12 protein-coding genes are annotated in these 13,002 nt (G+C 64.2%); 9 read left to right on the forward strand and 3 right to left on the reverse strand.

Annotated features, from left to right (window positions below):
• From GRX03_RS07755 to GRX03_RS07765, 3 genes are read right to left on the reverse strand one after another with little or no spacing between them, the layout of a single operon-like run.
• Window positions 1-801, reverse strand: coding sequence for a phosphate ABC transporter ATP-binding protein (locus tag GRX03_RS07755; RefSeq protein WP_368278171.1), 801 nt, complete (start codon window positions 799-801; stop codon window positions 1-3).
• Window positions 798-1,559: an ABC transporter permease gene (locus GRX03_RS07760; protein WP_233739870.1), complete on the reverse strand. Its 762-nt coding sequence runs from the start codon at window positions 1,557-1,559 to the stop codon at window positions 798-800. The genes GRX03_RS07755 and GRX03_RS07760 overlap by 4 nt, the downstream gene beginning before the upstream one ends.
• A gap of 2 nt (window positions 1,560-1,561) precedes the next feature.
• Window positions 1,562-2,467 carry a substrate-binding domain-containing protein gene (locus tag GRX03_RS07765; RefSeq protein WP_159763621.1) on the reverse strand — a complete coding sequence of 302 codons (906 nt, stop codon included), beginning with the start codon at window positions 2,465-2,467 and terminating at the stop codon, window positions 1,562-1,564.
• A gap of 115 nt (window positions 2,468-2,582) precedes the next feature.
• On the opposite strand from GRX03_RS07765, the gene GRX03_RS07770 reads away from it, so the two are divergent.
• The 9 genes from GRX03_RS07770 to GRX03_RS07810 all read left to right on the forward strand — a co-directional run bounded on the left by GRX03_RS07770 (window position 2,583) and on the right by GRX03_RS07810 (window position 12,965).
• Window positions 2,583-3,992 (forward strand): hypothetical protein, encoded by a 1,410-nt coding sequence (locus tag GRX03_RS07770; protein WP_159763622.1) that lies wholly within the window; start codon window positions 2,583-2,585, stop codon window positions 3,990-3,992.
• Window positions 3,993-4,397: 405 nt separating this feature from the next.
• On the forward strand, window positions 4,398-5,123 hold the full coding sequence (locus GRX03_RS07775; RefSeq protein WP_159763623.1) for a GNAT family N-acetyltransferase: 726 nt from the start codon (window positions 4,398-4,400) through the stop codon (window positions 5,121-5,123).
• Window positions 5,124-5,163: 40 nt separating this feature from the next.
• Entirely contained in the window at window positions 5,164-5,613 is a 450-nt protein-coding gene (locus GRX03_RS07780) for a plastocyanin/azurin family copper-binding protein (RefSeq protein ID WP_159763624.1), read from the forward strand.
• 237 nt (window positions 5,614-5,850) lie between these two features.
• Window positions 5,851-6,330: a halocyanin domain-containing protein gene (locus tag GRX03_RS07785; RefSeq protein WP_201289199.1), complete on the forward strand. Its 480-nt coding sequence runs from the start codon at window positions 5,851-5,853 to the stop codon at window positions 6,328-6,330.
• Between the two features lie 45 nt (window positions 6,331-6,375).
• The gene (locus GRX03_RS07790; protein ID WP_159763626.1) at window positions 6,376-8,676 is read left to right on the forward strand and encodes a 4Fe-4S ferredoxin N-terminal domain-containing protein; all 2,301 of its coding nucleotides are present in this window, start codon (window positions 6,376-6,378) and stop codon (window positions 8,674-8,676) included.
• A 2-nt stretch (window positions 8,677-8,678) separates the two neighbouring features.
• Window positions 8,679-10,016, forward strand: a complete 1,338-nt coding sequence (gene nrfD / locus GRX03_RS07795; RefSeq protein WP_159763627.1) for an NrfD/PsrC family molybdoenzyme membrane anchor subunit — start codon at window positions 8,679-8,681, stop codon at window positions 10,014-10,016.
• Window positions 10,013-10,228: a hypothetical protein gene (locus GRX03_RS07800; protein ID WP_159763628.1), complete on the forward strand. Its 216-nt coding sequence runs from the start codon at window positions 10,013-10,015 to the stop codon at window positions 10,226-10,228. Before nrfD ends, GRX03_RS07800 begins: the two co-directional genes overlap by 4 nt.
• Window positions 10,229-10,328: 100 nt before the next feature.
• Window positions 10,329-11,468, forward strand: a complete 1,140-nt coding sequence (locus GRX03_RS07805) for an Mrp/NBP35 family ATP-binding protein (RefSeq protein WP_159763629.1) — start codon at window positions 10,329-10,331, stop codon at window positions 11,466-11,468.
• Window positions 11,469-11,555: 87 nt separating this feature from the next.
• Entirely contained in the window at window positions 11,556-12,965 is a 1,410-nt protein-coding gene (locus tag GRX03_RS07810) for a class II fumarate hydratase (protein WP_159763630.1), read from the forward strand.
• Window positions 12,966-13,002 lie beyond the last annotated feature (37 nt).

Below are 13,002 nucleotides of genomic sequence, written 5' to 3' on the forward strand. Positions count from 1 at the left end.
TCAGTACACTAGCTCCCCGTCGATAAACTTCCGGGCTCGGCGGTCGTTCGGCTCGGAGAACACCCGCTCGGTCGGTCCGACTTCGATGAGTTCGCCGCTGAGCATCACCGCGACGCGGTCGGCGACCCGTTCGGCCTGGTTCATGTCGTGGGTAGCGACAGCGACGCCGCGGCCCTCCGAACGGGCGGTCTGCATCGCCTCCTCGATGACGGCCGTGTTTCGCGGGTCGAGATCCGACGTGGGTTCGTCGAGAAGGAGATACTCCGGGTCGTACGCGAGTGCGCGGGCGAACGCGACCCGCTGTGCCTCGCCGCCGGAGAGCGAGTCGGCGGGCTGACGTTTCGAGTCGTCCAGGCCGACGACACCGAGTGCCTCCTCGACAGCGGAGAGGGTATCGCTGGAGCCGAGAGCCAGGAGTCCACGGAGCCGCTCACGCCAGCCCCGGCGGATCTGGAGGCCGTAGCTGACGTTCCGGCGGACGGTCGTATCGAAGAGGTTCGGCTCCTGAAACACCATCCCGATCCGTCGTCGGGCGGCCAGCCGCTCGGAGCGAGACATGCTCCAGACATCGGTTCCGTCCATCTCGACGGCACCGGTGTCGGGTTCGTGAAACAGCGCGAGCAGGCGGAGAAGCGTCGTCTTCCCCGTCCCGGACGGACCGATGATCGCGACGATTTCGCCCCGCTCGACTGACAGCGTGACATCTTCGAGGACGCCCGTCCCGTCGAACCCGTGGCTGACGGCCGAGACACCGAGACTCGCTCCCGACTGGCGGCGATCAGCAACGTCGGCGGTAGTCACGTTCGCCCACCCCCGAGTCGGAGGACGAGTCCGTTGATGAGCAACACGAGCGCGAGCAGGACGGCTCCCAGTGCGAGAGCGGTCCTGAACCGGCCCTGTCGCGCCTCCAGTTGGATCGCCGTCGTGAGCGTCCGGGTGACGGAGGTGCCGTCGGCCCGGGCGATGTTGCCGCCGACGATCAGCACCGATCCGACCTCGCTGATCGCCCGACCGAGGCCGGCGAGCACGCCCGTCAGGATGCCGTATCGAGCTTCTTTGATCGTTATCAGCGCCACGTCGAGTTTGGTCCCGCCGGCGGCGTAAGCGGCGTCGCGCACCCCCTGTTCGACGCTCGTGACAGCCGCGAGGCTCACCCCCGTAATCACCGGTGCCGCGAGGATCACCTGGGAGATGATCATCGCCTGTTTGGTGAAGATGAGATCGAACTGGCCGAGCGGCCCCTGGTTCGAGACGGCAAAGAGGACGATCAGGCCGACGACGACACTCGGAAACCCCATGCCGGTGTTGATCGCGGCGACGATACCGCCCTTTCCGGGGAACTCGCTGAAACCGATCAGCATCGCAATCGGCAGGCTGATCAGCGTGCTGAGCAGCACCGCGGTGAGACTGACGTACAGCGAGACGGCGATGATGCTGCGGATATACGTCCACTCGAACGGGAGAGCGGAAGCTACGAGCGCCTCTCCGAGGAGGTGAGTCCCGCCCTCGGCCAGGAGCCAGCCGTCGATCATACCCAGTCCCAGCGCCGTCTCGACCATAGTTAGCGATCGGACCTCCATCCCTCCGGGACGTACTGCTGGAAATCAGGCTCTTCCGACAGCGCCCGGGGGAAGAACAGCTGGTTGCCGTCGACCGTGTAGTTCTCGATGATCCGCTGGCCCTGCGGCGAGGTGAGAAAGCCGATGTACGCCATCGCCAGGTCGTAGTTCACGTTCTCGTGGACGGCCGGGTTGACCGCGATGATGCCGTAGGGGTTCGCGAGTAACTCGGGGCCGCCCTTGATCGGACCCTGGACGTGAATGTCGAGATTCGCATCGGACCGGGAGATGAACGTCCCCCGGTCCGAGAGCGTGTACGCGCCGCTGAGGTTGGCCTGATTCAGCGCTTCGCCCATCCCGGTCCCGGTTTCACTGTACCACTCCCCGCCCGGCTCGATGCCGGCTTCCTCCCAGATCGTGAGCTCTTTCGTGTGGGTCCCGGAGTTGTCTCCCCGAGAGATGAACGGCGATTCCGTCTCGGCAATTCGCCGGAAGGCCTCCGTGACACTGTCCATCCCGTTGATCCCGGCCGGGTCGGACGGAGGACCGACGACCACGAAGTCGTTGAACATGAGATCGCGGCGGTTCACGCCGTAGCCCTCGCGGAGGAACTCGTCTTCCAGCGAGCGGGCGTGGACCATCACCACGTCCGAATCGCCGTTGCGAGCCGTCTCCAGCGCCGCCCCGGTCCCCTGTGCGACCGCCTCGACCGCCGCGCCGAACTCGTCGGTGAACGCCGCGTTTACCTCGTCGAGGAGACCGGTATCGTACGTACTCGTCGTCGTCGTCAGCGTTAGTGTCTCGTCGGTGACCGCCGCCGGACCGGTCGAGTCGTCGCCGGCACAGCCGGCGACAGCGAGCGTGGCTCCGCCTGCGAGCACCCCGAGGAACTCCCGTCGTTGTATCATTAACGATACAACGGTCGTCGCCGACGTACTTCAGTATTTTCCCGGCCGGCCGAACCTAACAGCTCACTGTCTGCTCGGCCAATATTCATAACTGGGTGGCGTCTACGTCAGTCCGATGGCATCGGACGGGGAACGGCCGGGGGAGACGCCGGAACGGATCGATACCGGCCGGTTCGTCCGGTCGCTGTTCGCCGGACTCGCGACGCCCGACCAGCGACTCGTGCGGCACGCCGGCTACATCCTCTGTCAGACCGTCCACTCCAACGACCAGTTGCGCCCGGCGATCATCAACGGACTCGCGCAGTGGGCGGTCCGTCAGGAACACCACGAGTCCGTCCTCCGGACGCTGGCGACGATCCAGAACCGCTACGACGCGACGGTCAAGCGGGCGCTGTTGAACGCGACCGACCGGCGACAGGCGGGACTGCTGTACGATCGGCTGACGACGATTCGCCCCTGGGAGGTGACCTTCGAGAGCGAGGGGGACGGGGAGGGTGAGACACTCGTCGACGTCGGCGGGTCGGGGATGGTCCGGGTCCCCCGGGAGTTTCTGGACCGCACCACCGACGCCGGGGCGGAGACGACCGACAACACGACGCCTCAGAACGCACATCTCCAGACGACCAGCCCCGATCAGAAACGGAACTGGTCGCAGTTCTCCCGGCGCAAGCAACTCGCGGAGATGCCCCACGGCGAGGAGTTCGCCACTGTCGAGGCACAGAGCAAGTTCGACGAGTTCGAGTTTCTCGGTCCCGAAACTGAGACGAGATATAGCCACTCCGTGCGCACGCGCACGCTCGAGGGGACACGGGAGGACGTGGCTATCGTCCGCCTGTACCGCAACCAGGAAGACGGTGGGTTCGACCGCGCGCTCGGACAGCAACTCGACGACTGGGCGGACACCGAGACGCCGGGAGTCGTCGGCGTCGCTGACTGGGGGGAGTCGCCCCGACCCTGGGCAGTCACCGAGTTCACCGAGCAGACGCTGTGGGAGCGGGGCAAACTCTCCCCGGAGGAGGGACTCAGGACGGCGCTGGATCTCACCGCCTCGCTGGCCCAACTCCACCAGCGCGACCGGATCCACGGGGGCATCGATCCACACTGCGTTCGGTACACGCCGGCGATTTTCGGCGACCGACCGCAACCGATGATCGACAACGTCGGGTTAATTCCGATCTACCGGCAGTTCGACAACCCCGCGTCGTACACGGACCCGCGCTACGCCGCCCCCGAGTACTTCACCGAAGACCACGGCATCGTCAGCCACGCGACCGATATCTATCAGCTCGGAATGACGCTGTACAGCGCCTTTACTGGCGATCCGCCGTACGAGGGCGATCTATCGGATCTCCGTCGGCAGATCCTCCGGGACCGCCCGCTGGGGCTGAGTCCCGACAATCCCGATCTGCCGGGACCTATCGCGGAGATTCTGGCGAAAGCGACCGCTCGGGAGAAGATCGCTCGCTACGAGACCGCGACGCAGTTCCACAGCGCCGTTCGCAACGCTTGTGACGCGCTGTTGTGAGAGAACCCGGCGGGGCCGAAGGCCCGCCGATACACACATCGTGTCAGAGGCGTGAGGGCCCGGCAGGGGGAGTCGCCGGAGCCCCGAGCCGCAACCGACTAGATTCGTGACTGGTCAGGCAGTCCACGGATTGACAGGTGTCCCGTTCGTTACTCGCTCTGTACTGTTCCGACCGACGGGGCCATCACTTCTGCACGTCTTTGTCGTTCTACCGCGATTAGGTTCTGTGTAGTCAACTATTTATGCGTTATGTTGAACGTGTATCCTATACAGTGGGACTGTTTTAGGAAATTTAAGGCAGAAGCCGACGGTCGTGGGCGGAAGGAGGCGGGGAATCAGAGTGCGGTGTCGAGAGCTGTCGCCGTCGTGATGTATGTTTATTGTACACCGGTTCGAAATGCCGATATGGACGTACGAGAAGCGCGCCCGCAGGACCGACCAGCTATCAGAGATGTCGCGCGGCGATCACTCCAGACCTCGTACTCGCTGACGCCGTCGGCGATCAACGGCGCAGTCGAGGAGTGGTACGACGAGAACCGGCTCATGGAGATGTTGTCTGACGACGACAAGCTCCTGCTCGTCGCCACCACGGACGAACAGCTCGTTGCCTTCTCCGAGAGCCACCGGACCGACGAGAACACGGCGGAGTTGCTCTGGCTGCACGTCGACCCCGACTACCGGGGCGAGAGCTACGGTGAGGTGCTGTACGAGGAAACCCGGGAACACCTGGCCGAACTCGGCGTGACGAGTATCCAGGCGCGGGTGCTCGCGGACAACGTCGGCGGGAACACCTTCTACCAGAACCGGGGGCTGTCGAAGGTCGGTGAGGAGCAGGTCGAAATCGACGGCACCAGCTACGTCGAGAACGTCTACGCCGAAGTCGAACAGGAGGGTATCGAGCCGCTGGAGCTGACCGAACAGACGGTCTACATCGACCACGACAACACCGAGCAGGGCTCGATTGCGCCGTTCCGGGTCATCTACACCGAGGAAGACGGCGAGGACATCTACGGCTACTGGTGTACGAAATGTGAGACCCAGGCGAACGCGATGGACGCGATGGGGCGGATCCAGTGTGACACCTGCGGGAACGCCCGGAAGCCGACCCGGTGGGACTCCGCGTATCTCTGATCGAAGCCCTCAATTGTTCCTGCTCGTAACCTCAGACGATATGACACCGACTCCAGACCGCCGGCAACTGCTGCGTGCCGGCGGCGTCGCGCTGCTCGGGAGCCTGGCCGGCTGTTCGGATCTGCTCGGCGGAAGCGTCAGTTTCGACGAGAACGTACCCGACGAGGTGGCCGACCACCTCGAAAACGCGAACAACGTCGACGGCTCGATCACCGACCGGACGGGCGAGAGTTCGGTGACAATCGAGGTCGGTCCCGGCGGGAACTTAGCGTACGATCCTGCGCTGGCGAGCATCGACGCCGGGACGACCGTCACCTGGGACTGGAAGACGATGGGTCACACCGTCACCAGCGAGTCCACGCCCGGAGACACGCAGTTCGACGCGGACGGCGACAAACACACCGAGACGTTCGACCAGCCGGGAAACGTCCTGTATTTCTGCGAGCCCCACCGGGGACAGGGCCATCTCGGCGCGCTCATAGTTAAGTAATCATACAGAAACAGTCTGCTCCAGTGAACTATCGGCTGGATTGGGAAATGAGTGTCGCCGAGACGGCCGTGATATCACGGGACCGGTCGGGGTTCGTGTGAACGACAACCGAAGCATTAAATCCTATGTGGTCGCTACGCCCGCCTGAAGCAAATGTCCCGAATAGATCGTGACCGACGAAAGTTCTTGGCGGCGGGCAGTACGGCGGCGGCGCTATCGCTCGCCGGCTGTAGTAGTGTGATACTCAATAGAATTGGCGGTGGTGGCGGACACGGCGGCAGCGAAGGCGGCGGTGAAGGCGAAGGCGAAGGCAGTGGCAACGGCGGTGGCGGCATGCAGCGGGGCGAGAACGTCCCCGAGGCCGTTCACACGTTCCTGACCGAAAACCAAGCGAATCTCTACGAAGGACAGGCCGCCGACGAGACCGGCTCCAGCGAGGTCAGCATCAGCGTCGGCGCCGGCGACAACGGACTGGCGTTCGAGCCGGCGGCGGTCCTCGTCGACGCCGGGACGACGATCACCTGGGAGTGGACCGGCAACGGCGGCGCACACAACGTCGTCTCTGCCGAGGACAGCGCGACGGAGTTCAGAAGTGGATCGGCGCAGAGCGGAGGCGATATTACGTTCTCCCAGACTTTCGACAGCGCCGGTAACCAGCTGTACTACTGTTCCCCTCACCAGGCGGTCGGCATGTACGGCGCAGTGATCGTGCAATGACCACCCAGACGAGACGGGACCACAACCACGGAAACGGCACAAACAATGAGTACTGAAGATCCAAGCGACACAGACGAGCCCCGACACCCCTACGAGACGGAAGACTCGTTCCACCCGATGGGCGAGCAGTGGGAAAACCGCATGCGCGAGGAACTCGAGGAGACCGACTACGACGCGGACCTCGGGATGCAGATGGCGCGGGATGCCCAGCGTCTCGTTGCGGGCGAAATATCCGAAGAGGAGTTCTACGCGGAGTACCACGACGACGTCAAAGAGGAGTTCGAGACCGACGAGCGCCCGATTTTCGACGACCTCGAAGGCGTCGACATCGACGAGTTCGAGGACGAGTCACTGCTCGAATCTCTGGCCGATGTCGACCTGAGCGCCGACGACGTCTCGCGGCGTGAGATGATGAACAAGATGGGCGCGGCAGGTCTGTTCCTCGGATACAGCGCCTTTGCGACCTACGACGACACCGACGACGAAGTGCCCCAGCTCGTCGACGGCGTCCGTCCGGCCGACGAAGACGAACGGAAACACCGCTGGGGAATGACCATCGACCTCGAACGGTGTGACGGCTGTCTGGCCTGCGTGTCGGGCTGTATCAGCGAGAACGGGACTTCGACGGGTGCAAACTGGATGTACGTCTTCACATATGAAGACGAGCAGTCCGAGTCCGAGAACCCGAACCAGCTGGTCCGCCCGTGCCAGCACTGCTCGAACGCACCGTGTGCGAAGGTCTGTCCGGTCCGCGCGCGACACACCCGAAGCAAGGACGGCATCGTCCTGACGAACTACGAGGTCTGTATCGGCTGTCGGTACTGTCAGGTCGCCTGCCCCTACGGTGTCAACTACTTCCAGTGGGGCGATCCGGACGTCGAGATGAGCCGACTCGAACACGTCGACATGACGCCGGACGAGGTCCGCGCACTCGACCCCGGCGAGGACGCCGAGACCTACGGCGGTCACACCTACGCGGCGGAAGGCTCCGAAAGGCTGAACGCGCTCCAGGACGCCAACGACCACGTCTACGACGGGCGTGGCTGGTGGGTCGACAGCCGCCCGCCGATCGGGACGATGGGCAAGTGTACGTTCTGCCCGTCCCGACAGGACAACACGACCGGCGACAACGGAAACGAGAAGGGATCGGTCGCCTGTATGGACGCCTGCGATCAGCAGGGCATGAGCGCGATCCACTTCGGCGACCTCGACGCCGAGGTCGGCGACGACTACGACCGCGCGGTCCGGTATCTCGAAGAGCGGCAGGCGAAAGCCGACAACCGAGACCGGACCAACAAGTTCGACGCCAACATCTACTTCTACGATACGGAAGTCAGCAGCGACACGGCCGCATCGGCCGGCGCACCGGATCTCAGCAGCGTCGACAACGGCTACTACTCGCTGCATCTCGTCCAGCGCGACGCTGGAAGCTCCGACAGCGAGTGGGGCGTCTACGACACCGAAGAGGTTCTGGTCGCCGGGTCGGCGCTGCCGGAAGGAGACTTCAGCGGTTCGATCGGCTCCTTCGGGGGCGTCCCCTCCTCCGAACTGCAGGTGCTGAACACCCAGGGCACGACCGAGATTCCGGCGTCGGTCGTCTACGACGGCGACCTCGGCGACGGCGAAGTGCTCGAGACGACCGTCTCGCTGCGACTGGGAAGCGACGGCGAGACGCTGGCGAGCCAGAGCCTGACGGTCAACGAGGCCGGGGCCAGCCAGGATCTCACCTTCACTGTCAACGGTGGCAGCATCGAGAGCCCCGAGGGATCGTACGTCCTGTACCTGGCGGTCGAACCGGCCAACGGCGAGGTCAGCGCGGCCGCCCACGAGGGCGTCTACCTGACTGCGGGCGAGCCGAACGTCGATCTTCCGTCCGCGCCGTACGGCTCGGTGACCGGACAGGAAGGGTCGCTGTCGAACGTGCCGAACATCCTGCACAAAGGCGGTAGCTCGGAGATCGACGCTACCATCTCGTACCCGTCCTCCGAGCCGCTGGACGCGCAGATCGGTCTCGTGCTCTACAACGGCGAGACGGAGGAAGTCGTCGCACAGACCGAGTACTCCTTCGAGCAGCAGTACACGTCCAACACCGCCTGGGACTCCGGGCTATCGACGTTCAAGCTCCTCGAGGATCTCGGAACCAGTCCGAACATCACCTACATCGGCAACGAGCCGGGCCCGAACGCCGAGCAGGTCAGTGCCGAGGAGATGCCGGTCGCCTACGCCGATATCAGCAACAAGTGGGACGTTCAGGTCCTCGACAAGCGGCTCGAACGACTCAAGTACGGCGCAAACGTCCCCGAGGGCGCAACCGTCGGTGGCGGAGGCGGCGGAGGTGATCACTAACTATGGCAACGAAAGAACCTGAACCGGACGACATCATCCAGCCGATCCTGAACACCTCGAAGTGGTGGTACGCGGCCTTCGGGACTGCCATCGGGGTCATCCTGCTGTGGCTGACCGCCTGGGGATGGCAGCTCCAGAACGGGCTGATCGTCACCGGCCTCGGCGACTGGGGTAGCGGTGGCGGTGTCACCTGGGGCCTGTACATCGGGGCGTTCATCTGGTGGGTCGGCGTCGCACACGGTGGGATCATCCTCTCGGCAGCCGTCCGGCTGTTCGGGATGAAGAAGTATCAGCCGGTGGCCCGCGTCGCGGAGCTACTGACGCTGACCGCGCTGAGCATGGCCGGTCTGTACATCGTCATGCACACCGGTCGACCCGACCGGATGGTCGTCAGCGTCATCCAGGCGTACCCGTGGACGGTCACGTCGTCGCCGCTGGTGTGGGACCTGACGGTCATTACGCTGTACTTCGTCCTGACGGCGACGTACATCACCCTGACGCTGCGGTACGACGCCGTCCGTCTCCGCCACAAGGTGCCTGACTACCTCGGGCCGGTCTACTCCGCGGTCACCTTCGGCTACACCAAAAAGGAAGACGAGATCATCGAGCGGATGGTCTGGTGGCTCGCGCTGGGGATCATCATCCTCGCGCCGCTGTTGCTCCACGGTGGTGTGATTCCGTGGCTGTTCGCGCTGCTGCCCTCGATGCCGAAGTGGCAGGGCGCGGTGCAGGGACCGCAGTTCCTCTCGATTGCACTCACCTCCGCAATCGGCGGTGTGATCATCATCTCGTACGGTCTGCGGTGGGCCTACGACTGGGATCACATCCTCACTGACGAGGTGTTCAAGGGGCTGACCAAGTGGCTCGGCCTGTTCAGCCTGCTGTACATCTGGCTGCAGCTCCAGCAGCTGATCAACGGGCTGTACGCCGCGCCGCTGGACCTGCGAGAGGTCACGTGGGCGACGGTCACGAACCCGATCTACGTGGACATGGCGATACTGATGACCATCGTCCTCGGGTACATCTTCGCCTCGTCGCTCAGCGACAAGGTCTTCTCGAAACGGCGCTCGCTGATCATCTCCTTCATGGCGCTGTACGCGACGCTGTCGGAGAAGATCCTGTTCGTCTTCGAGGGGCTCGAGTACCCGACCTTCAGCCTCTACCACGCAGTGCCGGGACACTACACGCCGAGCATCGTCGAACTGGCGTCGCTCGGCGGGACGATTTCGCTGTGTACGCTGCTGTTCCTGGTCATTCTGAAGTTGTTCCCGGTGGTGGAGCTACACGCGGTGGAGAGTCACGACGACCACGATGAACACGACGAGGAGGTGTCAGCATGACTTGGGACGTTATCAACCCCGGAATCTGGGTCATCTTCGGCGTCATCGGCCTCCCAGTGTACACGCTGTTCCTCGGGTGGTTCCTCGGAAAACCACGCGAGTACAGCACCACAGTACTGGGGCTGTCGGTGTTCGCTAGCCTCGTGTTATCGCTGTGGGGCGGGCTGTACGTCGTCACGATGCTGATCCGCTTTTTCTTCTTCACCGGATAGCCCGCCGGGCGGTTTCGGGACGACTCGCCCTCGAATCGATCACTCGTTTTGTCGAGCCGAACCCGAAAGGGACACACTACTGCACCCCCTATTGGCAGGTATGGCTACAGAAGAAGAGCTTATGGAGAGACTCAGCGAGGTCGAAGAGCCGCTGATCGGCGACGATATCGTCTCGCTAGATCTCGTCAACGGCGTCCAGATCGACGGCGACACCGCGCACATCTCACTCGCGTTCAACTCCCCCTTCGCCCCGACCGAGATGGATCTCGGTGAAGAGATCCGTGAGGTCGTCCGTGACGAAGGGTACGACCCACAACTGCACGCCGACGTGGACCACATCGACGGCTTCGACGACGACGTGTTCCCGAACATCCGCAACGTGATCGCGGTCGCGTCCGGCAAGGGCGGTGTCGGGAAGACCACCGTCGCCGCGAATCTGGCCGCCGGGCTCGACAAGCTCGGCGCCCGGGTCGGCCTGCTGGATGCGGACATCCACGGGCCGAACGTGCCGCGGATTCTTCCGGTGGACGAGGATCCCGGCGTGACGCCCGAGGAGGAGAAGATGGTACCCGCCGTCTCCGACGGTGTCAAGGTGATCAGCATGGACTTCATGACGAAAAACCAGGACGACCCGACGATCATGCGGGGTCCGATGGTCAACAACGTCATGACCCACTTCCTGGAGAACGTCGAGTGGGGCACCCTCGATTACCTGGTCGTCGACCTGCCGCCGGGGACCGGTGACGCCTCGCTGGACCTGCTCCAGACCCTGCCCGTGACGGCCGCGACAATCGTCACGACGCCCCAGCAGATGGCCGTCGACGACGCCCGGAAGGGGCTGCGACTGTTCGAGAAACACGACACGCCCGTCATGGGCATCGTCGAGAACATGAGCGCGTTCCACTGTGCGAACTGCGGCGACACGCACGACCCGTTCGGCTCCGGCGGTGCCGAAGAGATCGCCGAGGACTACGGCGTCCGCAACCTCGGTTCCCTGCCGATCCACGAGGACTTCGGCGCCGACGGGACGACCGATCCGGTCGTCAAAAACGAGGCGAGCGCGGTCCACGACGACGCCGTCGAACTGATCGAATCGATGGCCGACCGCATCGGCGAGATCAACCGACGGAAGGTCGCCGGCAAACTCGACACCGTCGACAGCGGCTCTGCCTTCGGCGATCAGCCCTCCGGGACGGCCACACTCGGCACGAAGGGCGGCCGCGGCGGACAGGGCCTCTGAACGGTCGGCTCCGATCGGCCGGTGGCTCTGTAGGTAACGGGAGAACGTATCAGTAGGTTTTACGCACCCGGGTCCGAACGTCCGGGTATGACAGACGAGGACTACCGAACCGAGCAGGACAGCCTCGGCGAAATGCAGGTTCCGGCGGACGCCTACTGGGGGGCACAGACCCAGCGGGCGATCGAGAACTTCCCCATCTCGAACATCTCGTTCGGCCGGCGGTTCGTCCGGGCGCTGGGCATCGTCAAGAAGGGCGCGGCCCAGGCCAACCGCGACCTCGGGCTGATCGAGGAGGAGAAGGCCGACTGCATCATAGAGGCGGCCGACGAGGTCATCGCGGGCGAACACGACGACCAGTTCCCCGTCGATATCTTCCAGACCGGGTCGGGGACGTCCTCGAACATGAACGCCAACGAGGTCATCGCCAACCGCGCGACCGAACTGTACGGCGGCGAGATCGGTACCCGAGAGATCCACCCGAACGACCACGTCAACTACGGCCAGTCGAGCAACGACGTGATCCCGACGGCGATGCACGTCGCCTCCCTGGAGGCCGTCGAGCGGGACCTGCTCCCCGCTCTCGCCGCGCTGCGTGACGAACTCCAAGCCAAGGAGACGGAGTTCGCGGACGTGGTCAAGACGGGCCGAACCCACCTGCAGGACGCCACGCCGGTCACGCTCGGCCAGGAGTTCGGCGGCTACCGGACCCAGATCGAGAAAGGTATCGAGCGGGTGCGCAACAGCCGCGAGCACCTCTCGGAACTCGCACTCGGCGGGACGGCGACGGGAACGGGACTGAACACCCATCCGGAGTTCCCGGAACGCGCCGCGGAGTACATCTCCGAGGAGACCGACATCGACTTCCGCGAGGCCGACAACCACTTCGAGGCCCAGGCCGCCCACGACGCGATGAGCGAAGCACACGGCGCGTTGCGAACGGTCGCGGGCAGTCTGAACAAGATCGCGAACGACCTGCGGCTGCTGGCCTCGGGGCCGCGAAACGGCCTCGGCGAGATCGAACAGCCCGAGAACCAGCCCGGGTCGTCGATCATGCCGGGGAAGATCAACCCCGTCGTCGCGGAATCGGTCAATCAGGTCCACAAGCAGGTCGTCGGCAACGACGCCGCGGTCTCCGCCGGCGCCGCCGAGGGACAGATCGACCTCAATCTCTACAAGCCGGTGCTGGCGCACAACTTCCTCCAGTCGGCGAACATCCTCACGAACGTCAGCGAGGCCTTCGCCGAGAAGTTCGTCCGCAAACTCGAAGCCAACGAGCAACACTGTGCCGACCGCGTCGAGCAGTCCATGGCGCTGGCGACGGCACTCAACCCCGCAATCGGCTACGACAAGGCCAGCGAAGTCGCCAAGACGGCACTCAAGGAGGGCAAGTCCGTCCGTGAAGTCGCAATCGAGAAGGGCTACCTGAGCGAGGAGGAAGCCGACGAGGTGCTCGACCCCGCCAAGATGACCGAACGGGTCATCCTCGGCGACGACTAACAGTTCGCTTATTTTCTTCCACTCGTATTGTCGTCGT

Origin of the sequence: Halovenus carboxidivorans, assembly GCF_009831575.1 — an archaeon.
Taxonomy (GTDB): domain Archaea; phylum Halobacteriota; class Halobacteria; order Halobacteriales; family Haloarculaceae; genus Halovenus; species Halovenus carboxidivorans.